Annotated in this window: 22 protein-coding genes, 1 other RNA gene and 1 pseudogene; 9 read left to right on the top strand and 15 right to left on the bottom strand. The window is 32.6% G+C overall.

Features of this window, described 5'->3' with window-relative positions; translation table 11 throughout:
* The first annotated feature begins 109 nt into the window (after window positions 1-109).
* From B5E95_RS02980 to B5E95_RS02970, 3 genes are all read left to right on the top strand, one after another.
* Window positions 110-1084, top strand: a complete 975-nt coding sequence (locus tag B5E95_RS02980) for a LysR family transcriptional regulator (RefSeq protein WP_087235539.1) — start codon at window positions 110-112, stop codon at window positions 1082-1084.
* 20 nt (window positions 1085-1104) lie between these two features.
* Complete coding sequence (locus B5E95_RS02975; protein WP_087235538.1) at window positions 1105-2040, top strand: manganese-dependent inorganic pyrophosphatase; 936 nt, start codon at window positions 1105-1107, stop codon at window positions 2038-2040.
* 81 nt (window positions 2041-2121) lie between these two features.
* A complete protein-coding gene (locus B5E95_RS02970; RefSeq protein WP_087235537.1) occupies window positions 2122-2706 on the top strand; it encodes a peptidylprolyl isomerase in 585 nt (194 codons plus the stop codon).
* A gap of 28 nt (window positions 2707-2734) precedes the next feature.
* Here B5E95_RS02970 and B5E95_RS02965 read toward each other — a convergent pair whose 3' ends face one another.
* Entirely contained in the window at window positions 2735-3088 is a 354-nt protein-coding gene (locus B5E95_RS02965; RefSeq protein ID WP_025006107.1) for a helix-turn-helix domain-containing protein, read from the bottom strand.
* A gap of 249 nt (window positions 3089-3337) precedes the next feature.
* Between B5E95_RS02965 and B5E95_RS02960 the strand changes: the two genes are divergently transcribed.
* Window positions 3338-4036 carry a YoaK family protein gene (locus B5E95_RS02960; RefSeq protein ID WP_025005685.1) on the top strand — a complete coding sequence of 233 codons (699 nt, stop codon included), beginning with the start codon at window positions 3338-3340 and terminating at the stop codon, window positions 4034-4036.
* Window positions 4037-5199: 1163 nt separating this feature from the next.
* Here B5E95_RS02960 and B5E95_RS02955 read toward each other — a convergent pair.
* Window positions 5200-5454, bottom strand: coding sequence for a GlsB/YeaQ/YmgE family stress response membrane protein (locus B5E95_RS02955; RefSeq protein WP_025005684.1), 255 nt, complete (start codon window positions 5452-5454; stop codon window positions 5200-5202).
* Between the two features lie 563 nt (window positions 5455-6017).
* On the opposite strand from B5E95_RS02955, the gene B5E95_RS02950 reads away from it, so the two are divergent.
* From B5E95_RS02950 to B5E95_RS02940, 3 genes and pseudogenes are all read left to right on the top strand, one after another.
* Complete coding sequence (locus tag B5E95_RS02950; protein WP_087235535.1) at window positions 6018-7175, top strand: GH25 family lysozyme; 1158 nt, start codon at window positions 6018-6020, stop codon at window positions 7173-7175.
* A 137-nt stretch (window positions 7176-7312) separates the two neighbouring features.
* Window positions 7313-7635 (top strand): annotated as a pseudogene (locus B5E95_RS10835) (hypothetical protein).
* A gap of 186 nt (window positions 7636-7821) precedes the next feature.
* Window positions 7822-8430: a DUF5052 family protein gene (locus tag B5E95_RS02940; RefSeq protein ID WP_025005682.1), complete on the top strand. Its 609-nt coding sequence runs from the start codon at window positions 7822-7824 to the stop codon at window positions 8428-8430.
* 102 nt (window positions 8431-8532) lie between these two features.
* On the opposite strand, the gene B5E95_RS02935 is transcribed toward B5E95_RS02940, so the two are convergent.
* The gene (locus tag B5E95_RS02935; protein WP_087235534.1) at window positions 8533-8988 is read right to left on the bottom strand and encodes a hypothetical protein; all 456 of its coding nucleotides are present in this window, start codon (window positions 8986-8988) and stop codon (window positions 8533-8535) included.
* A gap of 515 nt (window positions 8989-9503) precedes the next feature.
* Here B5E95_RS02935 and xerS point away from each other — a divergent pair.
* Window positions 9504-10586 (top strand): tyrosine recombinase XerS, encoded by a 1083-nt coding sequence (gene xerS, locus B5E95_RS02930; protein ID WP_087235533.1) that lies wholly within the window; start codon window positions 9504-9506, stop codon window positions 10584-10586.
* A 193-nt stretch (window positions 10587-10779) separates the two neighbouring features.
* On the opposite strand, the gene B5E95_RS02920 is transcribed toward xerS, so the two are convergent.
* Window positions 10780-11661 (bottom strand): DegV family protein, encoded by an 882-nt coding sequence (locus tag B5E95_RS02920; protein ID WP_087235531.1) that lies wholly within the window; start codon window positions 11659-11661, stop codon window positions 10780-10782.
* A 73-nt stretch (window positions 11662-11734) separates the two neighbouring features.
* Window positions 11735-12151: a MarR family winged helix-turn-helix transcriptional regulator gene (locus B5E95_RS02915; protein ID WP_087235530.1), complete on the bottom strand. Its 417-nt coding sequence runs from the start codon at window positions 12149-12151 to the stop codon at window positions 11735-11737.
* Window positions 12152-12445: 294 nt separating this feature from the next.
* Here B5E95_RS02915 and B5E95_RS02910 point away from each other — a divergent pair, with 294 nt between their 5' ends.
* Entirely contained in the window at window positions 12446-14140 is a 1695-nt protein-coding gene (locus tag B5E95_RS02910) for an Rqc2 family fibronectin-binding protein (RefSeq protein ID WP_025005678.1), read from the top strand.
* Between the two features lie 64 nt (window positions 14141-14204).
* Here B5E95_RS02910 and B5E95_RS02905 read toward each other — a convergent pair whose 3' ends face one another.
* From B5E95_RS02905 to B5E95_RS02855, 10 genes are all read right to left on the bottom strand, one after another.
* Window positions 14205-17396: a carbamoyl phosphate synthase large subunit gene (locus B5E95_RS02905; protein WP_025005677.1), complete on the bottom strand. Its 3192-nt coding sequence runs from the start codon at window positions 17394-17396 to the stop codon at window positions 14205-14207.
* Between the two features lie 3 nt (window positions 17397-17399).
* The gene (locus tag B5E95_RS02900) at window positions 17400-18455 is read right to left on the bottom strand and encodes a carbamoyl phosphate synthase small subunit (protein WP_025005676.1); all 1056 of its coding nucleotides are present in this window, start codon (window positions 18453-18455) and stop codon (window positions 17400-17402) included.
* A gap of 2 nt (window positions 18456-18457) precedes the next feature.
* Window positions 18458-19369 (bottom strand): RluA family pseudouridine synthase, encoded by a 912-nt coding sequence (locus tag B5E95_RS02895; protein WP_025005675.1) that lies wholly within the window; start codon window positions 19367-19369, stop codon window positions 18458-18460.
* The gene (gene lspA, locus B5E95_RS02890) at window positions 19362-19826 is read right to left on the bottom strand and encodes a signal peptidase II (RefSeq protein WP_025005674.1); all 465 of its coding nucleotides are present in this window, start codon (window positions 19824-19826) and stop codon (window positions 19362-19364) included. The genes B5E95_RS02895 and lspA overlap by 8 nt, the downstream gene beginning before the upstream one ends.
* A 6-nt stretch (window positions 19827-19832) precedes the next feature.
* A complete protein-coding gene (locus B5E95_RS02885) occupies window positions 19833-21509 on the bottom strand; it encodes a formate--tetrahydrofolate ligase (protein ID WP_025005673.1) in 1677 nt (558 codons plus the stop codon).
* Window positions 21510-21964: 455 nt separating this feature from the next.
* Window positions 21965-23197 (bottom strand): metallophosphoesterase, encoded by a 1233-nt coding sequence (locus tag B5E95_RS02875; protein ID WP_087235529.1) that lies wholly within the window; start codon window positions 23195-23197, stop codon window positions 21965-21967.
* A gap of 3 nt (window positions 23198-23200) precedes the next feature.
* On the bottom strand, window positions 23201-24325 hold the full coding sequence (locus tag B5E95_RS02870; RefSeq protein WP_087176092.1) for a THUMP domain-containing class I SAM-dependent RNA methyltransferase: 1125 nt from the start codon (window positions 24323-24325) through the stop codon (window positions 23201-23203).
* 67 nt (window positions 24326-24392) lie between these two features.
* Window positions 24393-24762: RNase P RNA component class B (rnpB, locus tag B5E95_RS02865), an RNA gene on the bottom strand.
* Window positions 24763-24788: 26 nt separating this feature from the next.
* On the bottom strand, window positions 24789-25205 hold the full coding sequence (locus tag B5E95_RS02860; protein ID WP_087176084.1) for a DivIVA domain-containing protein: 417 nt from the start codon (window positions 25203-25205) through the stop codon (window positions 24789-24791).
* A 90-nt stretch (window positions 25206-25295) separates the two neighbouring features.
* Complete coding sequence (locus tag B5E95_RS02855) at window positions 25296-25865, bottom strand: SLOG family protein (protein WP_087235528.1); 570 nt, start codon at window positions 25863-25865, stop codon at window positions 25296-25298.
* Window positions 25866-25897: the final 32 nt, after the last annotated feature.

The raw sequence follows: 25897 nt of genomic DNA, 5'->3' as shown, positions 1-25897 counted from the left end.
TAGTGCTGAGACATTTGTTTTGACACTATTTCTTTTTGGATAGATAATAAATTATGTTATGGGACATGACTTATCATAAAATAAAATTTCGAGAAAGAAGATAATTGTTATGCCTAAAACTGATACAATATTGTCGGCTAAATTATTACGTTATTTTTTACAACTAATTGATACAATGAACTACACCCAAGCAGCTCAAATTTTGGGAATTACCCAACCAGCATTAACTCAACAAGTTAAAAAGCTTGAGCATGCTATTGGTGCGCCCTTATTTGGTCAAATGGGTAAGAAGCTATATTTAACCGAAGCAGGGAAAGAAATGGAAACTGCTGCAGTTGAATTGCTTAATACTATCAATGGAGTTGTAAGTGATATTCAAGAATATACTCAAGCAGATAAAGGTCATATCTCTGTAGGGATCTTGGATTCACTTCAATCAGATCTTTTCTATAAATTCTTAGGTGAATTTAATAAGAAATATCCTGATGTAACCTTTACTATCAATTATTTTGATCGTAAAGAGCTATGGCGTAGGTTGGATACCAACCAAGTTGATATGGCGATTATGTATTTACCTGACAATACGAAGAAGGAAGATACTAATTTACGTCACCAGTATAATTACGAACACTTCTATGATGATCGATTAGTAGTTTTAACTCATAAAACAACTGTTGAAGCTGAAGAAACTTGTCCAGTTTCACGCTTTATAAATAGAAAATGGGTCGCATATCCTGACAATTTCTATTTGACACCTTTAATGCATGAATACTTCGGTAAAAAGAATAAGCCGATTATTCCTATTAAAATTGGATCTACAAAAGAATTAATCAAAATGGCTGAGAATTCAGATTACGATACCTTTATTACTCAATCCTATTATGACGCCCATCGTGATGAAATTGACTCAACTAATTTGACCCCAATTTATTTGAAGGAAGATCATGGATTTCATATTTCCTATGTTTATCGTAAAGGCAAGCTTGAAATACCTAGAATGCAAAATCTCTTAAAAGAATGGGAAAAGTTCTTGGACAAGCATCAGAATTTTAGTAAACTATTAGTAGATCAAATAAAAAGTTAGAAAAAGAGGCAATTTATTCAATGGAAAAAGAATTTGTTTTCGGACACCAAAATCCAGATACTGATGCTATTGGTACTGCCATTGCATTTTCATACTTACAAAATAAATTAGGCTATAACACTGAAGCTGTAGCTTTAGGTGAGCCTAATGATGAAACTGCATATGCCCTTAAGAAGTTTGGTTTTGAAGCTCCTCGTGTTATCAAGGAAGCTGCTCCAGAAGTTAAGGCTGTAATGTTAGTTGACCACAATGAACCTCAACAAAGTGTCTCAGATATCGATAAAGTTAAGGTTACTCATGTTGTTGATCACCACAGAATTATGAACTTCAATACTGCAGATCCTTTATACTATCGTGCTGAACCAATGGGTTGTACTTCAACCATCGTTTGGAAGATGTTTAACGAAAATGGTATTGAAATTCCTGAAAAACTTGCTGGATTAATGCTTTCAGCTATTATTTCAGATACTTTACTTCTTAAATCACCAACTACTACTGATGAAGATAAGGAAGCTGTTGAAGCATTAGCAAAAATTGCCAACGTTGACTACAAAGAATATGGTTTAGCAATGCTTAAAGCAGGTACTAACATTAGTAATAAATCAGAGGAAGAATTAATTGATTTAGATGCTAAGAGCTTTGCTTTAAACGGCCACAACGTACGTGTAGCACAAATCAATGTAGTTGACCTACCTGAAGCTTTGGAACGTAAGGATGCCTTTTTAAAGGCTATGGAATCAGCATCAAATGATAATGGTTATGACATGTTTATGCTCTTAATCACTAACATTCTTGATTCAGATTCTGAAGCTTTAGTAGTTGGTTCTAATGAAACTAAAGAATTGTTTGAAAAAGCTTTTGATAAGAAGCTTAATGATTCAGAAGTTAAGTTGCCTGGTGTTGTATCACGTAAGAAACAAGTAGTTCCACCATTAACAGAAGCTTTTGAAGGCTAATTTTTAGGTTCTACTAAAAATGGACTAGGGAACATATCCCTAGTCATTTTTTTATCTTAAATTTAAAGGAGATAATAATATATGTCATACCCACAACTAGATTTAGAAAATATTACAGGTCCTCGTGCTACTATTAAGACTAATCACGGTGATATTAAGATTCAATTATTCCCAGAACAAGCTCCAATGACCGTTGAAAATTTTGTTCGATTGGCAAAAAAGGGATACTACGATGGTACTATTTTTCATCGTGTAATTAGTGATTTCATGATTCAAGGTGGTGACCCTGAAGGAAATGGTACTGGAGGCACTAGTATTTGGGGCCATCCTTTTGAAGATGAATTCTCACGTGATTTATTCAATCTTCGTGGTGCATTATCAATGGCAAATTCAGGTCCTAATACCAATGGCAGTCAATTCTTTATCGTCCAGAATAAGAACATGCCTAAGCGTTACATCAAGCAAATGGAGCCAGCTGGTTATCCTAAAGAAATTATTCATGCTTATAAGCAAGGAGGAACCCCATGGTTAGATGGTCGTCATACCGTTTTTGGTCAAGTAATTGATGGCATGGATGTAGTCGATGAAATTGCCAAGGTAAAGAAAAATAAAATGGATAAGCCTCTAGAAGATGTAGTTATAAATAATATAGAAATTCAAGACTAAAAAAAGAAGTTGCGCTCGCAACTTCTTTTTAATTCATTTCTTTTAAAAGTACGATGAGTGACTTACATACTCGTTCAGCTTGATCGTCTGGTAATTTTCTTAGCTCATTAGTAACTTTTTGAATGAAAATTGGCGTATTGTTAACATGATTTTCTGGCTTAATATTTTTAGCAGAATAAGCATTATTAATAATATCTGGTGTACTAGTGTTCAAAGCCCGAGCTATTGAATCAAGCTTCTGAATACTAATGTTTTGATCTTTAGTTCTTTCTAAGCGTGAAATAAAATTAACTGAAAGATCGCTAAGCTCAGCTAAGTCCTCCTGTGTAAGTTTTTGTTCACGTCTTCTACGAGAAATTTCTTCTCCTAAATTAATATTCACAAAGCATTCGATCCTTTCAAGTTACTTATACTTTTATAGTTATAGACTATAAAAGTTTCAGGATAAAATGAATAAACTATTTTACAGTCTCTTATCCCGTGATTCCATTTAGGTAATTCTAACTCAAAAACCCTATAAAATTAAGTAATTTGACCTTTAATATAAGATATCTTAAGAAATTATATTTTTGTTCTATATAAAGTTTATAATGTAAACTGATTATAAATTAAGAGGGGAATTAATGAAGAAATGAATTTAAAAGAGATTTTTAATAAATATGAGCGTCCTGCAGAATCTAGACAATTAGCATGCGCTCTTACTTTTTGTGGAGGATTTGTGGATGCCTATACATATATTCAAAGGGGACATACATTATCTGCTGGACAAACTGGAAACATTATTTTCTTCAGTTCAGCTTTAGCTGACCATAATATAGCTGGCATGATTAACCGTGCAAGTACATTTATCGCTTTTTCTTTAGGATTGCTCGTAGTAGGTCTTTTCCATAAGTACGTTAAAGGATATTATTGGAGAGTATTTTGTTTGTTTCCAATTTTGGCTATTTGCTTAATTGTTGGTTTTTTGCCGCGTAGTGTTCCTAATTATTATATTGTGCCGGCAATTGCGTTTGGACTAGCCATTCAAAATGCATCATTCAGCAAAATTGAAGGAATGGGATATAATAATGCATTTACAACTGGAAATCTAAAGAAATCAGTTGTTGCTTGGAGCGCATTTTTCTTTGGTGAAGATAAAAGCCAACATACAGCTGCAGTAAATTATATGTTATTAGTAATTTCATTTGGAGTTGGTGCAATTGTTTCAGCAATTCTTCAAAAGTTTTTGGTTTTAAAAACAATATGGATAGCTGTAATCTTATTAGCACTTATAAACACGATGTATCTTAATGCTTTGAAAAATAATAAAAAAGTAGACATGCTAAAATAAGTAATTATATAGCAATAAAGAAGTATAAAAGAGAGCAATTAATTCTTACTTGCATCTGCGCATAATTAATATTATGTAAAGTTATAAGTAAGGATATCGTAAATACACAAACAGAAGACATTTTCGTGTATTTTAAAATTGGCAACTCTTTTTATACTTTTTATTTTTGCTTTTTTATTTGTTGCAAGTTAATTAAAGTTTTTTACTTTTATAAAGATGCTGAGATCGCAATTCTACGGTCAAGTTCATTATTTTTAATTAATAATCAATGGATCTATTGATTAATTTCTAACAAAATTTAAAGGCTTAAGTGAAATACCATATACATTCAATAACTAGCTAATCAAGCTAATACGCTGATATTTTTACCATAATAATAAATAGATTTAATACAGATTCTCAGACTAAAAATCGGTCTAATTTCATGCTGATTATAGGGATATTCATAGTAAAATGGCATGATCAGCTGATTTAATAATGATTTTAGGGATAGGCATTCGTCATATAAATTTTGCTGAATCATTATTAATGAAATAATCCCTTTAACGACCATATTCTTTATACTTGCTTTCTATAAATGGTAATTAATTAGATAAATTATATTTGCTATGCATTACTTAAAACAATAATTTTAATGATAGCAAGAACTAAGTTCCTATCAAAACAGCTATTTTTGCTGATTTATAAAGTTCGAACAAATTTTATATTTTGTTTTAATTTTCATTCATTCTTTCTTTATAAAAATCCTTATATTATAAAGAATCTCTACGTCTCATAGCTTTTCTAAGCTTTTTTCTTTTATTACTCCACAGTACACTTGCTAATCATCTTTCTATTTTTAATATTCAGCGTTTGATTTTTATTTGAACAATCATAAATTCTTTTAAAGTAAGTCATTATTAATCAACTGAAACCTAAACATAATTGGCTTCAGTTGACAATGAGAGCCCAAAATTCTATTCAAAACAGCCAGATTATCTTCAATTCATTGTTTCAAAATCTATTTATTTTTATCAATTTGTAGCATCACTGTCTTTAATGCTTTTATTTCTCTCCCCTCTCCCAAGAGAATAGGGCAACAAAAAAGGCTAAATCTAGGATAAAATCCTTATTTTAGCCTTTTCGTTTGTAGTACGTACTAAAAATTTTTACTCATATAAACGTTATGCAGTTCTAAATTTGCTGACAACGAAGGCAACAATGATTACCAAAATTACTGCACCTAAAATTGACGGTACAATTGCCATGCCAGCAACTTGTGGCCCCCAGGCACCCAATAAAGCTTGACCTAATGAGGAACCAATTAACCCTGCTAAGATATTAGCAATCCAGTTCATTGATCTGCCATGCCCTGTAAGAGCTCCAGCAATCAAACCAATAACTCCTCCAACAATTAATACCCAAATCCAATGTAGCATTTTGATCACCTTTGCTTTCATTAAAAAAACATCTATATACTTTATTTAGCTAATTAAGCGCTTTTCTTAACTATCTATATTTTATATAATTACAATATTTTTGTCATTAAAGTAATATACGAAATAGCCCTCCTTATACATTTCTTTAGGTTTTAAGTATTATTCTTGACATTTAAAAATTAAAAGTGTCTAAAAAGCATAATATTCTAATTGTAATATCAGTATCTATTTATTTTCATTCAAATTTCTTCACCACGTCTATTATCATACTTGGCTAAGTACTAGCACTTTTTTACTGTTTGCTAGGCCTTTTGAACGTGCATCCCTCTAAGGAAGCATAAACCAAAAAGAATGACATTTAATAATCATTCCATGCTCGACTCTCAATTATTATCCCAATTTTATTGCAATTATTTCTATCTGATTACTACAATATTAATATTTAATCTCAACTATTGCATTTTGGTACCTACCAATGTAATCTATAATATATAAGTTTTAAATATATTAAAAGTGAGAGATATAGATTATTAACTCTCTCCACCAATTATGGAGGAATTAATTTGTTAAAAAAGAAAACATTCGTAAAATTAGCTTGTGCAACTATGTTAGTAAACACTGGGATGAGTCTCCTACCTGCATCCCTCTCTCCTATTAATCCTTCCCATGTACAAGCTTCAGCAACTTCCGTAGCAGCAAAAGAACTAGGGATTGATGTTGCTAGTTATCAAAGTGCGGATTTAACAGCTCATGCCAAAGCCGGATCTCAATTTGCAATAGTCAAAGTTAGTGAAGGTACTAGCTATCGTAATCCAAAGGCTGCCGCTCAAATCAAATCTGCCATTGCTAACGACATGATGCCGATGGGTTATCACTTTGCTACATTTAGTTCTAATGCTTCTATAGCTAAAAGTGAAGCTAAATATGCTGTAGCATCTGCTAAAGCCCTTGGCCTTCCTAAAGGATCCTACTTAGCTTGTGATTATGAAACTGGCAGCGGCAATATAATTACTAACGGTAAGAACGTCACCGCTAAGGCAATCTTAGCCTTTATGGATGAAATTAAAGCAGCTGGCTATCAGCCACTACTTTACGCTAGTTCTTCTGTGTTACAAAATAACATTAATACACCATCTATTATCAAAAAATATCCTAATTCCTTATGGGTAGCAGCATATGCTATATCTGGACGAGTAGATAAGCCTAATTTTAAATACTTCCCTTCAATGGACGGCGTAGCTATCTGGCAATACACTGATAATTGGAAAGGAATGTCTACAGACGGTAATGTAACTATTCTCCCATTATCTATTTCAGGCTCTGCAGTTTCCCAAGCACCTTCTAACTCTAATGCCAAACATACTGGCACAATAATGTATAAGTCCTACGTATATGATGGCAATGGCAAGCGTACCGGCGAAGTTTATAAAGCTTATACATCAGTCAATTACTATGGTGGCAAGACAAAATTAAGCAATGGTAAATCAGCCGTTAAAATTGGCGATAATAAATACATCATGGCAAGCAATATCTTAGGTAACTCACGTATATTTAAGACTGATGCCGATGTTTACCAAAGCAATGGATCACTTAACACCGAGTGGAAAACATTAAAGCAAGGTTCACCTATTAAGACATATGGACCAAAACATTATATTAACAATGAAGCCTACTATAGAGTTGGTAAAAATGCATACGTAAAGGCTGAAAATTTTAAATAATTGAAAAAGGACTAGACGTAATAGTTTAGTCCTTTTTGTTATAAATCAATTATCAGATTTAAGCTTATGTTTCAAAATTAATTTAGTAAATTATTTTTGAATTTTTTAGCATCTTGCATAGATAATATATACAGATAATGATTGTTTTGTCAGTATGGCTATTTCTAGACGGACTGTTAGGTCAATTACTAGGCATATACGCAACTAAAAGTATAGTTGGTGGTATTCTTGAAATAATCATAGCTGGCCTGTTTATTGGCGTTGGAATTGTCTATATTTGCTTAGAAAAAGTCCTTACTTAGGTGGAGATATAACTGGCCTAATTTTGATGATTATCGCAGGCGTTCTAGGAATATTTGGTGGTTTTATATATGCCTGGATGTTTTTGTATGCGGCTATTGCATTAGTAATCGGATTTGGATTTTACATTTGGCATCGTATAATTGGTACTGATGATTAGAAAAAGATATTCAAAATATATAAGAGTGGATTGATTATTAGAAAAGATCAATTCACTTTTTTGTTTTTTTATTAACTATCAATAGCTTAATTTAATAATACTCCCCGCCTTTTTGCATCCCTTAAGTACAAATATGATAAAATTAAACCCATCACTATTAAGTATGAATTGAGGAATTTAAAACATATGCGTAAAAAGAAACTTATTTCATTGTTAAGCTTAAGTATTTTAAGCGTAGCTTTACTTTCTGGCTGTAGCAATTTTGAAAATTGGGAGCTGTCTATGCGCTCTAAAATCGGTGCTTTACCATTGACAGTTTCCACTTATGATTCAAATGGACAAAAGATCGATCAAATTAAGGCAAAATCTGTTAATATTCATACAGATAAAAAGATGTCTCAAAAAGACAGCAATGGTAACGAAAAATCTAGCGTAATTGACATTGATTACGGTCACAACAGAATGATTCACGTAGGCTCCACTCTTATTGCCTATGAAGGACTAAAGAATTACGAAGATGAATTTAATAAGCATGTTAATATCAATGATCAAAACAAGGCTGTTCCACTATTAAATACTATGTATCAAAATTTTAAAAATGACTGGAATGGTGATGCTAAAGTAGTTATGATTAGAAGCCAACTAGGGATGCCAATTGCTGTATTCACTGGTAAAAACGTTTCTATCCATAAAAGTGATATGAAGAATGCTACCCAGTTTGTAATTGATGGTCATCGTCTTGTTGCTTATAGAGCTGATTACACTATTTATCCAATAGCTAGTTTAAAGAAATAATATATTAAAAAAGCGCCTCACACATGAGACGCCTTTTTAATTGATCCATCTAAAGATTGTAAAGCCATTTTGCCTTTTATTAAATTGGATCTTCAAGCACTATTATTCCTTAATTAAAGTATTGAAAGCTTCATTAGTAGCTACAATATCACCCATAACCTGGTTAACCCAATCGTTGAGTTTATCGTTATCATAGTTTTCAAGACCACCTTCAGTATCTCCAATATCAGCAATACCATTATTAAAGTCTACCATTTCAGTGATTAATCTTTCTGCAAAATCTTTAGTTGTACCGGCAAAATTATCCGCAAAGGTATCAACGTTACCATAAGCATCTGTGATATCACTAAAAGTTTGTACCATCTTGCCAAAAGTATCGTTCAAATTATTAACGTCTTCTTGAGTTGGTACAGTTAATTCTTCATTTTCATTATTAAGCTGCTCATCCAAACGAACACCGATATCATTTAATACTAAATGACCATCATACAAACGATTTAATAATTTAATACCACTTGGATTTTTAGCTTGAAAATTTACATCAATTTCTTCTGTCATAATTTTTCCTCGTCTTATATAATCTTCGTCTTTATTGTACAATTTTTATACATGAAATTTCAAAAACAATATTTTAAACTAAATTAACATTAAATATAAATATTTTTTGAAAATTTGGCGTTTAAGACTTGATCATTAGATTTAATCATCTTAAAATAAATACTTGAAAGGTAAGTTGTACCATACAAACAACACTGTCTAATAATACAGATTGTTTAGCTTGATGTTAAATGCCTATATTATATAGATAAACATAATCAAAGTTACTATAACTGGAATGCTGAAGGGTTGCTACCGGCGTTGCTAGTATTCCAGTTATAGTGACGTGGTTTATTCCATTCTTTAAATATTTATGAACAATTTTTTACAATAATACTATAGATATTATCGTTTGAGTTGAGAAAAGTAATTAAAGCTGGGATTTTTAATATTCACCTATCTCCAAAGATAGGTGTTTTTTATTGCCTTTTTCTATGATACAATTATTTAAACATTTGTTCGAGTAAGGAGAAAATATGGAATCTACTAAGTATCTTAGCTTAATTAAAACTGAACTAGATAATATGCCAGACTTTGTTAAACAATATAATTTAGGTACTAATCACTCATTAACAACCACCTATCAATATTTAACCGAGATACGTCGTTTTTTTAATTGGTTACGTCAAGAAGGCATCTCTACTGCAAAAGATAATCAACATATCTTACCAGATACTTTAGCAAATTTACGGCGAAATGATATCATGTTGTACATTGATAACTTAGGCCACACTAAGAATAAGCAAGGACACTTGAACTCCCCCACTACTATTAATCGTTCTATTAATGCCCTACGCTCTTTATTTAAATTTTTGACCATTACATCAGATAATAATAATGGTGAGCCCTATTTTGAGCGCAACGTAATGCTCAAAATTGAGTCTTTAAATGATACTAAAACATTAAATTATCGTGCTCACGTTTTAGAATCACACATGTACACTGGAAACCTCAAATTCGAATTTCTTAAATTTATTAATCATGACTATGAAAATAAATGCAATAAGCAAGCTAAACCTGGTTTCAAGATGAATAAAGAAAGAGATATGGCCATTATTGCTTTAATTTTAGGGACAGGAATTCGAGTTTCTGAGTGTGCTGGCGTAGATATGCAAGATTTGAATATAAAGGACGCAGTTTTAGATGTCACGCGTAAAGGCGGACAAAAGGATAGTGTCCCTATTGCTGAATGGACTCTAAACTATATTAAAAATTATAAAAAAATCCGAACTGAGCGTTATATGGCCGATTCTAAGCAAACGGCTTTCTTTCTAACAAGATGGCACAATAAAACAAAACGCATGACTACTAATGCAATTGAAAAAATGGTTAGCAAATATTCAGCCAGCTTTGGTCATCCTCTTACCCCTCATAAATTGCGCCATACATTAGCTTCTGAATTGTATGCTGTTACTAAAGATCAAGTTTTAGTAGCACAGCAATTAGGTCAAAAAGGAACAACTGCCACAGATTTATATACTCACGTAGATCAAAAGAAGCAGCGAGCAGCATTAGATGCAATTTCTAATGATCATCAAAATTTAAATGAAACTAAATAATAAAACAGCACCAAACTATATAAAAATGGTGCTGTTTTTAATATGTTTAGCAATAACAAAAGTGTTATTGCTGATTGCTCCATAAATAATAGTAAATTTATTATTATATCCATAACTGCAACTATAACAATTTTACTATTAATATTAAATAATAAAAAAGACACTGTTTTTTAGTTTAACAGCGCCTCTTTTATTATTTAGTTAAATCTAATTTATCAATGTCTATCATCCATGCAATCGCAATAGATTTTTCACCTAAGTGTGTAGCAATTACAGGACTGAATTCAGCCACATCCACCGGCTTATCTGGGAAGTTAGTATTAATAAACTCTTTTATGTCTTCTGCTCGTTTGAGGTCATTAGAATGAAATACGAATAAACGTAATCTATCCTTATAAGGTAATTCTGCAGTTTTTTCTAAAGTAAGTTTCTTAACCTTGGCAACAGCACGCTTTAAAGATCTGATTTTATCAAAAGCAACAATTTTACCATCATCATTAAATGTTAATAATGGTTTTATTTGCAGCATAGTACCAATAAACGCACCTGCGTTGCTTAAACGACCGCCTCTGCTTAAATTCTTAAGATCATCAACTACAAAATATTCATCGATTGTCTTTCGAATTTCGTCCAGTTTCTTTAAAATAGCTTCTGGTTCCATGCCATTCTTAATCATTCTAGCAGCAGCTAATACCAAATAACCTTGTAATCTTACGGTCATTTTAGAATCATAAGGATATAGATTATATTCCGGATTATTATGAGCCATGTTTACCATGTTTTGATAAAATCCAGAAATACCACTCGATAAAGTAATAGCAATGATAGCCTCATAGCCTTCTCCATGAAGCTTATTGCATAATTCAATCATTTGACCCATGCTTGGTTGTGAAGTCTTAGGAAAAGCTGCGCCTTGCTTTTGTAGTTCAAAAAGTTGCGCAGAAGTAATATTAACTCCTTCTAAGTATTCCTTGTCGCCAACGATGACGGGAATCGGAACCACATTAATATTATTGTCCTTAACTTCTTGTTCAGTTAAGACACTAGTACTGTCAGTAACTAATGCGATTTTCAATTTATTTCCCCTTCCCAATTTCTTTAATTATATAATACAGAAGAATTATAGCATAAAACCATTAATTACACACCTATTGCAAGTCGTCTAATGAGGAAGAAGCTTGTGCAATTTCGTAAAGTTGCTTAACAAACAGACTAGAAGCATCAGAATCCAAAGATATAAAAAGAAGACTTTCAATTTTACTAAGTGTATTCTTTAGTTCTTCTGCTTTCTTTATACCTTCTGAACTTAATTTCACAATCTTACTTGAATCTTTTTCAGATCGTGTAATTTCTATAAGGCTCTTTGTCTTTTTTTGTTGAAGCTGACGACTTAAGGTAGATAAAGAAATATTAAGTGCTTCAGCTAATTTCCCCATGGCTAAAGCTTTATTATTTGTGTCATCAAAAAAAAGCAAAATTCTAGTTTGTGAAATATTCAGGCCACACTTGTGATTTATTTCTTTTTTTATTTGATCTGCAATAGTGCTAAAAAATAATACATCCATATACAAAGTCCTTTTTCTCCAAATTAGATTACTATAACTGTATTTTATCATTTAATAATCTATTTGATAATACCGTTTCCAAACTATATTAGATATATAGTGTTGTGTGAAACATTAAATATTAAAACTTTAATACTAATGTTAATTATAACTTTGATATGTCATTTTGTATTTATATTAGTTTTACCTAATTATTAATGTGTATTATTTTTAGCTTATAGTTGATAACTCTAATAATTTTAGAATATTGAATTTTATTGTTATAATATTAAACGTATTTTGAGGTGATGTATTATGGCATTTGATGGATCATTTATCCATAGTTTATTACAAGATTTAACCCCTACTCTAGTAGGAAGTCGTTTATCAAAAATTTACCAACCCTTTGATCAAGACTTAGTTTTAATCTTTAGAAAAAATCGAAAAAACTACCAATTTTTAATTTCAGCTAATGCACAATATCCAAGGATGTATTTAACTGAACAAACAATTAACAACCCTGATAAAGCTCCTATTTTTGTAATGGTATTACGTAAATACTTAGAGGGCTCTGTTTTACAATCTATTGATCAAGTAGGTTTAGATCGAATTACTAATTTCCATTTTAGTAATCGCAATGAATTGGGTGATGAAATCGAATTAGTTCTTTCCGTAGAATTAATGGGTCGTCACAGTAACGTGATTCTCTACAATCAAAAAGATAATCATATCATCGACTTATTAAAGAGAATTAATCCTGATGAAAATAGAGCTCGTATTTTATTACCAAAAGCGAAATATGAGTTACCTCCATTGAAGCCAGGAATAAATGGATTAACTTTGTCTGAAACTGAATTTAAACAACTTAGCAATGAAAATGATGCTAAAAGTTTAGCTAAGCAAATGGATGGTTTAGATAAAGATGATCGAAGTGAACTATTGGGGTACTTAGAAGATGAATACAGCTATTCTTCCTTTAAAACGTTTTTCAATCAGTTCGACAATCCACGCGCATTTGTTTTAAAGACTCCTAATAATAAGAGAAAAATCTTTTGTTATTTGCCTTATCATCTAGATCTTGAAAAGGAAAGCTCTAATCCTGACCTTAACAAAGGACTTGATGAATTTTATGAATATCAAGCTAATCGTGATTGGGTAAAACAACGCGCTAGTCAAGTAGAACGCGTGGTTAAGAATGAGCAAAAAAAGCTAAGCAAGAAAATCAAGAAATTAAAGAAACAACTCGATCTTGCTGAAAACTCAGAAGGATATCGTATTAAGGGTGAAATTTTAAACGCAAATTTAAATCAAGTGAAGCCAGGAATGACTACAGTTTCCCTGCCTAACTACTATGAAAACAATGCACCTATTGCAATAAAATTAGACCCTGCCCTTTCACCAGCACGCAATGCTCAAAAATATTTTACTCGATATAAAAAATTGCGCGATTCCATTAAACATGTTAATCAGCAAATCAAAATAGCCGAAGAAAATTTGCGCTATTTTGATTCTATTCAAACTGCTATCGATAATGCGGATCCGCAGGATATTGATCAAATTAATGATGAGTTAATCAATCAAGGATATATTCGAAAACAAAAGAAGAATAAACGAAAAAATAAAATTACAGAACGTAATCTGAATGAATTTAAACTTTCTTCTGGTAAACATGTTTTAGTTGGTAAAAACAATTATCAAAATGATTGGTTAACTTTAAAAAAGGCTAACAAATCTGATTACTGGTTCCATGTTAAAAATATGCCAGGATCTCACGTGATTTTACGAGATGATCAACCATCTGAAGACGATATTAAAGAAGCAGCTGAAATCGCAGCATTCTTTTCTAAGGGCAAAGACTCTGCCCATGTTCAAGTAGATTATGTACAAGACAAACGTGTTAAAAAGCCTAATGGTGCTAAACCCGGATTTGTAATTTATACTGGTCAAAACTCTATTGAAGTCACTCCAGTAGAGAAAGAAATTATGGCAATGAAAGTCAATAAAAAATAAGCATGCCTCTTAAACATGCTTATTGCGAAAGCTAAGTTATTTGAATAAACTTAGCTTTTTTATTTTAAATTGGTTGTGTAGTTAACGCTAGTGATTCTAATACATCTAAAATTAATTCAGCGGTTTCAATACTTGAAAATACCGGAATATGAGTATACAAAGCCTCATCTCTTATTCGTAATGCATCTTCACTAGCCGCATCAGAAAGATTAGTAATATTTACTACCATTACAATTTTATGTTGTCGGATTTTTTCTAGTAAATTGCGAGGATTATTATGGACTTTTTCTACAACTCCTGTAGTAATCCCAGCTTCCGCAAACATATTCGCAGTTCCTTCGGTTGCAATTAACTTAAAGCCCAATCTATCAAATCGACGAGCCAATTCTGTCACTCGATTTTTATCTTCATCTCTAACTGAAATAAAAATTGTCCCATAACTAGGGATGTGTAAATCACTAGCTTCGTATCCTTTGTATAATGCCTTAGCTAAATGAGTATCTCGCCCCATTACTGAACCAGATGATTTCATATTAGAATCAAATGTATTGCCACTACTATAATTAAGGAAAGAAAATACTGGCATTTTAATATGAATAAAGTTACTTGTATGCCATAGTCCATTGGGATAGCCCAAATCTTGAAGGTTATGACCTATCAAGACTTCCGTAGCGCAGGCAGTAATATCTTTATTCAAAGACTTAGACAAAAACGCTACGTTATGACCTGCATATGGCTTAATTTGTAATAAATATAATTCATCATTTACCAACAAATAATGTAAGTTAAAGATTCCTCTTGTTTGTAATACTTTTATCAATTTAATCGATTGTTGTTCAATCTTTTTTTGTTGTTCTAATGATAAATTTTGAGGTTTAATAACCGCTATTGAATCTGATGCATGTGAACCTGTTTGCTCTAAATGTTCAATAATACCAGGTAAAGTGACATTCTTACCATCCGAAATAGCTGTTACTTCATACTTATTCCCTTCAATAAACTGAGACACGGTGATTTGATCTACCTGATTTTCAGCTAAATATCTTTTAATTGCTGGAATATCATAAACTACAGCGGATTTTAATTTATTCTCTTTATTCATGCCCCCAATTAAAATTGGAAAATCATATTGATCAACAAATTCAAATACAGCATTAGGATTTGTAGTTTTCAGAGATGGTACTCGTTTTAAATCGGTCAGGGGATGATTTAATAATTCCGTAATCATATCACGAGGATCTTTAGTCTCCCATTGACCTATTATATGAAGACCATTTTCTTCCAATTGCTTACTTAATGCACTTACTCTTTTACCTGAAAATTGTAAAAGTACATCTTTAATATTTTCTCTTTTAGCAATAGTTAAAATATTTTCTAATGTAATTGATTCAAAATATACTCGATCGATATCCTTATATCTAGAAGAAACAGATTCATCATTATTTGAAAGCAAAACTGTAACATAGCCATTATTATGTAAAGTCTTTGCTGCATGAGCAATCATATAGTCAAATTCACTAGTCACAGATACTTGTAAAGGCAACATACCTAAAATTAATATCTTTTTATCTGCCGCTAAATCTTTAGCTTCATTTTGAACATCATATGCGCCATAGTAAGCACACACATTAGGCCGATAAACTCCAGCCGAACCGTCTATCTTTAAAAATGATGGTTCTAAATTATATTTACTAATTAATGATCGTACTTCCTCTACAGAAATATTTAATACCTTAGCAAGCAATGGATTAAAAAAGCCGTAATCTTTAGCTTCTCTTACTAAATCTAAAGTTAAATGCTCCTTATTTTGCACTAGTTTATTAATGATTGTGACAATATGAAGAAGCTTTTGATAATAAATTGGATGAAGGCCTGTAATTTCTTGTAATTCACTAAAAGGAATATTTTCTTTAATAGCTGCTAGTAATTTAATTAGATGTAATTCATCGGGATGCTTAAGATCTTCAATTATTTCTTCATATGTTTTCCGGCTCTCTTCTACAAAAGCAGCCCAGCCCAAGTCAAGATTAGTAGTTGCATCTAAACCTTTCAAAAACGCTGTTTCAAAATTACGTCCTACGCCCATTGCTTCGCCACTGGCTTGCATTCGATTATTCAACTGATAATGGTTATAACCTGAACCAGTAAATGACCAATAAGGTATTTTAATCGCTATTGCATCTAAAGTAGGTTCAATAGAAGCATTTAATCCTGATAATGGATCGGTTATTTCATTTAGTCGATAACCAATAGCTACTTTACTTACTACATAACCCACATCATACATGCCAATTCGTTGAGCCCAAACAGAACTACGAGTTAAACGAGGACGGATCGTCAATAATTTTGACTTAATTTGGGTGCCATGATGTTTAATAGCAAAATGAAAACTAGTAAAACCAACAATTTCCAAATTATCTACAATTCGTCTAACTGATTCTCTCAATTCTTGAATATGATCATTATTTAAAGTTAAAGACGGCATTACTATAGCTGAATCACCAGAATTTATTCCCACTGGCTCTATCGAACCAGCAAAATTAGTAAATACTAAATTGCCATCCTTATCACGTATTACATCAACAATAACTTCTTCCCAAGCTGAAAGATCCTCCGTTAATCGATAATTTTTCCATGTAAAATTATCAGTTTGTCTTTCTTCTTTAAAATAGGTCACTAAAGCTTCTTTAGTCTTAAATCGTAAATGTTCATTATGAACATAACGATTATACTTAGTAACTAATACTGGAAAAGTAACTTTGGAAAGTAAATTATCCATAGCACCATTCATATTGTCTTGAGCATTTTGATTTAATTCCCAAGACTCACTAGTATCAATTCCTAATTTATTTAAAAGCTCTGTTCTTTTTTGCTGATTACCCATCTGCAAGATACGAGAATTCAAAGTTAGCAACTGAATGCCCATTTGCTCTAAAATTCCATCTTGCAATAATTTATGAGCAACTTTTAATCCATTAGTTGAACCGTACGCAGTAATAATCGCATCTGGTTCTTCCATACGTAAAATTCGCTTAAGAAAATCTAATGTCATCGGCTCTAGATATACGGTAACATTGGACTTTTTATCCGTGGAGATAGTTGCTGGATTAGGATTAACCAATATAACTTGTATTCCTTCTTCGGTTAAGGCATCAATAGCTTCTGTAGCCATTAAGTCCATCTCAGCTACGCTACCAATCAAAGTAGGACCTGATCCGATAATTAATACTTTATCTAAATCATTTTCTAACGGCATAATTTACTCCATCATTTGTAAAAAATAATCGAAAATTTCATCTGCATCATGGGATCCTGGGGCTCCCTCTGGATTAAAAGCGGTTGCTACTATCTTGTCTTTGATATTCCAAAATCCTGCATTTAATTCACTATGAAGATCAAAATATTCACGATTCATATTCATTTTTACGCTGTCAGGTAATACTAATTGATCAATATTCATTGAAGTCTGCCAAATTGCATTAGTATTTTGCTCAATTACTGGATAATTAATTCCATTGAATTCCTGAGGTAACTGAACCAATTCAAAGTCTAAATAATCACTTAACACTAAGAAACCTAATCCAATTCCTAAGATTGGATATTTGCCATAAAAATGATCTAAAATCGGAGCAATTTTATCAACTATTTCCTCCGGTTTACCTGGTCCATTTGAAATAATGATTCCTTCAGGACGTAAGTTCTCAACATCCAGCGGACTAACATTATAAGGTAAAACGGTTGTGTTTACTTTTCTAAGAGACAAAGCTCTGAGCATAGAGTGCTTTAATCCTAAATCTAAAACTGCAACTGTTTTACCTACATTTGGGGATGCATAAGCATTTTTAGTTGAAACCATTGCCGATTTATTTTTAGGCAGAACTAATGCTTTAATTTGATCAAAAGCGTGTTCATCATTAGTATCCATGATTGAGGCCTTAATAGTTCCTTCTTCGATCAAACGATGAACAAGCGCACGGGTATCTACCTTAAAAATGGCAGGTATCTTTTTTTCTTTTAAAAACGAACTAAGATCTTCAAAATTTTCACTATCAGAAATATTCAAAGCAATATCATTAGCAATTATTCCCTTAACAGTAGGATCAATACTTTCATAGTCAATTGCATTGATCCCATTATTGCCGATCATTGGCGATGTGAAAACTAGAATTTTTCCAGCATTAGTAGGATCAGTTAATGCTTCTTGATAACCAAAATTAGTAGTTTGAATTGCTAATTCTCCGGTGGAAATAATACTTGCGCCAATACCTTCACCAGCAAAAGAGCTGCCATCTTCTAATATCAAATAACGTTTCATTTTTATTCACTTGCTTTTTCTAATTGGGCTAACATATCCTGAAATATCTTAGGTGGTTCAACAGTGAATTCTAGCCATTCTCCTGTCCGGGGATGCTTAAAGCCTAAAACTTTAGCATGCAAAAACTGGCCGTTCCCTTTTAAAGTTTTGCGTGGACCATATAATGGATCTCCCGCAACTGCATGTCCAATATAATCTAAATGTACTCTGATTTGATGAGTTCGTCCTGTCTCGAGTTGACATTGAATTAAACTATAGCCTTTGAATTGTTTGAGTACCTTAAAATGTGTAATAGCTTTTTTACCATTTTCTACCACTGCCATCTTCTTGCGATCATATGGATTGCGGCCAATTGGAGCATCAATGACACCATTTTCTTCACTAAAATTACCATGAACAATGGCCCAATATATTCTTTTGTTTGTCTTATGCGCTAACTGATCTTCAAGTAATTCTCTTGCTTGAGCATTCTTAGCAATCATCAACAAACCTGAAGTATCCTTATCAATTCGATGTACAATCCCAGGTCTAAAACCTTCGGGAGATTGTGCCAAATCTTTTGTGTGATAAAGAAGTGCATTCACCAAAGTATGATCAGGATGTCCTGGTGCGGGATGCACCACCATGCCCTGTGGTTTATTTACTACAATTACATCGTCATCTTCATAAACAATATCAAGTGGAATATTTTCTGGAACAACATCCATTGGTTTTACCGCTGGAACATTAATTTCAATTTTGTCGCCTGCTTGAATTTTATAAGATACTTTCTCTGCTTTTTGATTAACTAGGATTTCTTTTTCTTTAACTAATTCTTTTACTCTAGTTCTAGACAAATCAGGTACTTGCTCTGAGATAAATTTATCTAAACGTCCGTGCTCATCTTTAACTTGTAATAAATATTTTTTAGGCATTTTTATCATCCTTATCTGCAAAGAAAATTAAGTAAATAAATATAATGAGCACACCAGTGGTAATAGCAGAATCAGCAATATTAAAGATGTTAAAATTAATGAAATCAAGTTGAAGCATATCAACTACATACTTTAAATGAAGTCGATCAATGAAATTACCGATAATACCACCTAATACTAAGGCTAATCCCACGTCAAACAATGCATTTTTATACTTTTTATTGAACAAAAAATATAAACAAACTGCAATGGCAATAACGCTGATAGCGTAAAATAGCCACATTTGACCAGTTAAAATATTCCAAGCTGCACCATCATTTTGTAAATAATTAAATGATAAAATTCCTGGAATAATCTGATGAACTTCACCAACGGTATAATTGCTTACAATATAATTTTTTAATCCTTGATCTGCTAAAACTACAAATAATGAAATAAATAAATATAAAAATTGCATCTTTTATTAAAATAACCCACTAATCTTGCCATTATTATCAACATCGATATCCAAAGCTGCAGGATGCTTAGGCAAGCCTGGCATATCCAATACATGTCCCGTAGTTACAACAATAAAACGAGCACCATTTTTCAAACTGATTCCTTTCACATGCAACTTGAAGTCAGTTGGAGCACCTAATTGCTTCTTATCATCGCTAAACGAATATTGTGTCTTAGCAATAATTACTGGCAACTTTTCCTTGCCTAACTTGGTTAGCTCATTAATTTGTTTATCAGCCTTTTCTGTATATTCCACTCCGCTAGCATGATAAATTTTAGTAGCTACCTTTTCAATTTTGGTTTTGACATCGTCATCTTCATCATAAGTTGATACTACTTTAGCCTTACCAGAATCGGCTAAATCAATTACTGTTTGTGCAGCTTCAATTCCGCCTTTAGAGCCATCATCATGGTAAGTAACTACCTCAGCTGGAATATCTTGTTCTTCAACTAACTTTTTAAGCAAATCAAGTTCTGCCTCAGTATCTGTTGCAAATTGATTAATTAACACAACCACCGGCACATTATATGAACGCATATTATTCATATGACGCTCTAAATTCTTAAATCCAGCCTTCAAAGCAGCAAGATTTTCTTCATCCAGATTGTCGGTCTTTCCTAAAGCTTGATATTTAAGCGCACGAACAGTTGCAACAACAACCGCTGCATCTGGCTTTTTGTCCAAGTGGTTAGATACAAAATCCATAAACTTTTGACCACCGAGATCACTACCAAAGCCTGCCTCAGTTAAAACATAATCGCTTAAATGTAGGGCAAGATTAGTAGCAATAACCGAGTTAGCCCCATGTGCAATATTTGCAAACGGACCACCATGAACTAGTGCAGGAGTATGCTCAAGCGTTTGAACTAAATTTGGCTTTAATGCATTAGAAAGTAATGCAGCAATTGCACCTTGAAAACCGAGTTGCTTAACATAAACTGGTTGATCATCTTTGGTATAACCAACAAGCATATCACCAATTCTAGCTTTCAAATCATCAATATCTGTTGCTAAACATAAAATAGCCATCAATTCATTGGCTACAGTGATTGCAAAACTTGATTTATGCTCAACGCCATTAAACTTAGAGCCTTGCCCAACTGTAATATTTCTCAAAGCACGATCATTAACATCTAAACCGCGTTTCAAAAGAATTCGTTCTGGATCAATATTTAAACTATTATCCTGATAAATATAGTTATCTACTAATGCAGCTAATGTATCAATCGCTGCAGTTAAAGCGTGCATATCACCAGTAAAGTGTAAATTAATGTCTTCCATCGGAATAATTTGTGCCATACCACCACCGGTTGCACCACCTTTAAGTCCAAAAACAGGACCCATTGATGGTTCACGCAGAGCAATCATTGTATTTTTATGCAATTGATTATTGATAGCATCACCTAAACCAATAGTAATAGTAGATTTTCCTTCTCCAGCTGGTGTTGGCGAGATAGAAGTTACTAAAATTAACTTTCCTAATTTTTTGTTTTGGGAAATGCGATTAATAGCTTGCCAATTGATCTTAGCCTTATCATAACCATATGGTTCTAGATCATCTTCTTTTAAATTAACCTTTGCGGCAATTTCATTAATTGGTAACTCTTTAGTTTCTTGTGCAATTTCAATATCTGATTTCATCTATGCTTATTCTTCTTTCTTGAAAAAACTAAAACAGAATAGCTTTGAAATTCACTTTTTAATCGATAAATTTCAAATATACGCCATTTTGCAATTAAAACTGGTTTACTTACCTTAATTTGAGTTCTGTATGGCAATTTAAGTAAATATTTATTTTTACTATTTTCGAAAAATGAATACAACCATGTATACACTAACAAAACAATAAAAATGAATCCGACTACCATTCCAGGAATATTAATTGCTTTATTTCCTTCATAACCCAAAATAAAAGCTGTCAACAGAACGATTAAAAGCCATGAGTAATAAATTACTCCAATTGTTCCTAAAAATATAAAATGCCGTTTAGATTTTAGAATTTAGATCACACCCTACATATCATTTATTCCTTTTCTTATTGTATCAAAAACCATCAAAATAAGAGAGTACGAAATAAATCATACTCTCTTTATTTATCAATATTTTATTTTTACTTGTAAATTACTATGATCACTGGTGTCATACAGAGTCTCTAAATATAGCCTATATTCAGGATGATGTTTAATTAACACTTGATAGGCCTTTGAAGAATGAATTTTATTCAATTCACTCGCCTTAATATGATTATGCCCAGTGAAAAAGTGATAATTCATCCAGCCAAACAATTTACCCATTGCTCGAACTAAATCTATATCGTCATGATATTTATTCAATTCACTCTGCATCATATCCGCAGAGATACTGCCTAATTGTAGATTCTTTAAATACTTATGAAAATGTTCTAAGGTATAATTTTCTTTTTCTTGGTCTGTCAGGTATCTTGTCATATCAAAATTACGTCTTACATATGTAATATGACGTGAATGAACGCGCACAACCCCATATCCTTGATCATTAGAACAAAAACTTGAAGTTACTACTTCAGTTGTAGGAGTTGTTTCTTGGGGACCTATAATATTTTGAGCATGAATGTGACCACTGAAAGCTAGTTTAACATTATATTGACTGCAAAGCCGCCTTAATTCAACTGCATCATCAACCACATATCCTTTATTTACAGCAGGATTATGAGCATATAAATTATGATGCATAAATAAAATCGGACGAAGTTGATTTTTCTCCGCATACTGTAGCTGTTTTTTAATCCATTTAAGTTGGGATTTGCCGATCATTCCTCGCGTATGCGGAGCGGCCGTCGTTTCTTCTTTACCATATAAGTTGGAATCTGCCAATATCAAAAAATATTGTGGATTTAATTGCACACTATATGCCAAAGAACTATCATCCGTATCAACTGCTTGACGATAGGATTTAGCAAAAATTGAACGCCAAAACATTGGGCTAATTTCACCTGCATAAAATTGCTTTTTACCACGAAATTCTCTAGCCCAACCATCAAAAATATCGTGATTTCCTGGTATAACTAATACTTTCGTATGTTTTAATGGTCGAAAGATTTCGGCAAATTTTTCAGCTGATACTCTTTCACCATTAAAAGTAATATCGCCTGTGACAATAATTGCTGCAGGCTTTTTTCTTTGTGCCATTCGCATAAAAGCTGTTAGAGCAGTCTCTTGATAATATAAGTCCTTACCTTGACTAGTTTTTTGCATTTGTGAAAAAGCTTGTCCTTCATCATGCAAACTGTTTGCAATCAAATGCGTATCAGAAATTACCCAAAATTCAGTATTAAGATCCTTCGTAATCATTTTTTATCTTCTGTTTGCCCAATATTGATAGAAATCTACTCTTAAATTACCATTAAACAGCTTACGTTTCTTAGTAGCCCTTGCTCCAAAACATTTTTCAAAATTAGGATCAGCTGTTAAATAATATTGACTAAATGAGTCTAGTGGACGTAAAACTTCACCCATTTGCTTATATAATTCTTCAGCAGATTCTCGATCCTTAAGACGTTTACCATAAGGCGGGTTGGCAATAATAATTCCATTTTCTAAGTCAGTAGTAAAGTCTTTGACCGCTACTTGCTTAAAACGAATATCTTGTAAAACCCCTGCATTATGAGCGTTTAACTTAGCAACCTCAAGTACAGATTGATCAATATCACTAGCCCAAATAGGAGCGTCTAATGGTTTGACCTCTGCCTTAGCTTTTTCTAATGCAGATTTATGTAAATCGTGATTAAACCAATCGAAATTATCAAAAGCAAATTTTCGCCATGTTCCTGGTGCAATGTTTTTAGCAATTAAAGCCGCTTCAATTGCTAAAGTACCAGAACCCGTCATTGGATCAATCAGGGGATGCGTTCCATTATACGGGGTCAATTTTAATAAACCTGCCGCAAAGTTTTCCTTTAATGGTGCGCCACCATGTTCTACTCTATATCCACGCTTAAAAAGACTTGCTCCAGTAGTATCCAAGGAAATACGAGCAATATTTTTATAAATGTGGACATCCAATGGATATTCACTACCAGTTTCTGGCAAGAAGCCACGTCTATGATATTGATCAATCATCTTATTGACGATAGCTTTCTTTACGATCGATTGTACATCTGGTTCAGAGTGAAGCTTCGACTTGACTGCACGACCTTGCACAGGAAACTTAGCATCTACTGGCAACAAATCTGCCCAGTTGTAATCATAAACTTCATTAAATAGAGTATCAAAATCGGTTGCTCTAAATTCTTTTAACAAGATTTTGATTCTATCTGCAGTTCTTAACCACAAGTTAGTCTTTACAATATCTTCTTGGGTTCCCTTAAAAAACACACGTCCATTTTCGACTTTGGTCTTGTAACCCATACTTTGTAATTCTTTGTTTACAACGCTTTCAAAACCAGCGCCCATAGTTGCGTATAGTTGATATTCTTTCATTATTTCTCTTTCGTTAATTAAAAATAAAAAAAGAGCTGGACTCAAGCCCAACTCTGCCAATGTGAATCTCTATAAGCCACGTTTTGTTCCAGTAATTCTGGCAAAAATTACCTTCAGTAGTCATCTATCTTTATTGTCAAAGACAATAACCTGGTCTTTAGTTCATTTTCTTAGACCAAGACTCCCCCACCAAATTTGGGTTTCACGCTCGCAGGGTTTACCTCGTTCCACCAAAATCATTTCTAATTTTGCTTCGTCACTGTGGCACTTTTCAGGATAGTCATGCATGTCTTAAAGATTTAGCATTTTTTCCGCCGTAAGAGTTAAAAACTCTTCTCCAGCTTATTGAGCTGAATACGATCACTACAAGCATCGCAGCCTGTGCGTGCGTGGACTTTCCTCAGCTAGCATATAGCTAGCCGCGCCTACTCAAGATCCACACCGTTAACCATTATAGCAAAAATTAATGCTTTACACCATAAACATGTTGTTCAAGATTATAAACTTTTCTTTCTAAAGTTGAAATTCGTTGAATAATGGCCATGTTAGTTGAAATTTCGCCCTGATTATCATCATTATCATCCGCAAAATTAGGAACTGAGGCAGTTCTTCTATGAGTTGGGGTGTAAGTTTTTACTTTATCTTCCTTCTCTGTTTCAACTGTCTTCTTTTCCTTTTGTCTTTCGTCCATTATTTGACGTTGAAGTGTGCCAATTTGTCCATATAAATCTTCAATAATTTGTTGAAAATTCTCATAATCTGAAATAACTTCATCCAAATAAGCATCTACTTCGTCTGGATCATAACCTTTTACTTTACTTCTAAATTGCTTTTTTAGTATGTCTTGTGCAGATAGTTTAATATCATTTAAATTTGCCATTCTACTGACAACTCCTTTACATTCATTTTTATTTTAGCAAAAAGATAGCCTAGGTAAAACCAAGATTTCCATTTTTATAAAACTTTAAAATTATTCGGAGAAATAATTCTGTCGATGAGTCTCTTGATATTCTTCCGCTGCATCTTGTAAATCATAAAAATCAATTAAATCTAATGGATATTCTTTAGTTTCTTGGTACTTTTGAATTAAATTATAATCATATTTTGGTTTGCCGGGATGCTCTGGGTCATAAATCATCAAAGCTCTATCAGTATGTTGAACCATAAAATTTTGATAATTACGTAATTGCACCGAATTTTGATAAGGTAGATTAGAAGTTGAAGCAAAAAAGTCGACGCGTTCTTTTAAGTTTAAAAACTTAGACTGATTATTTTCATTCCAGCGATCAGCAAACTTCTCATACGGGATCATAATAGAAGTTCGCACAGGAAACTTTTGACCCAATTCTAGTCCTACTTCTGCCGCCCATTGCTCGATTCCTAAATTTGCTCCCGTAATAATCCAGTCCAACTGGTCCTCTTCAAGCAAACTCTTAAAATAATTTCTTAAAGCGTACTTAATAACAGTAATTTTAGGGTCTTTATCACCAAAAACATTTAATTCATAACTACGATAACCAGTTACCCATAAACGCTGCATTAAAAGCCCCCTATATTCAAAAATCTAGTCTT

The organism is Lactobacillus gallinarum (assembly GCF_002160635.1).
Lineage (GTDB): Bacteria > Bacillota > Bacilli > Lactobacillales > Lactobacillaceae > Lactobacillus > Lactobacillus gallinarum.
Note: the sequence above shows the minus strand (reverse complement) of the source record. Positions and strands in the feature narration are given on the sequence as shown.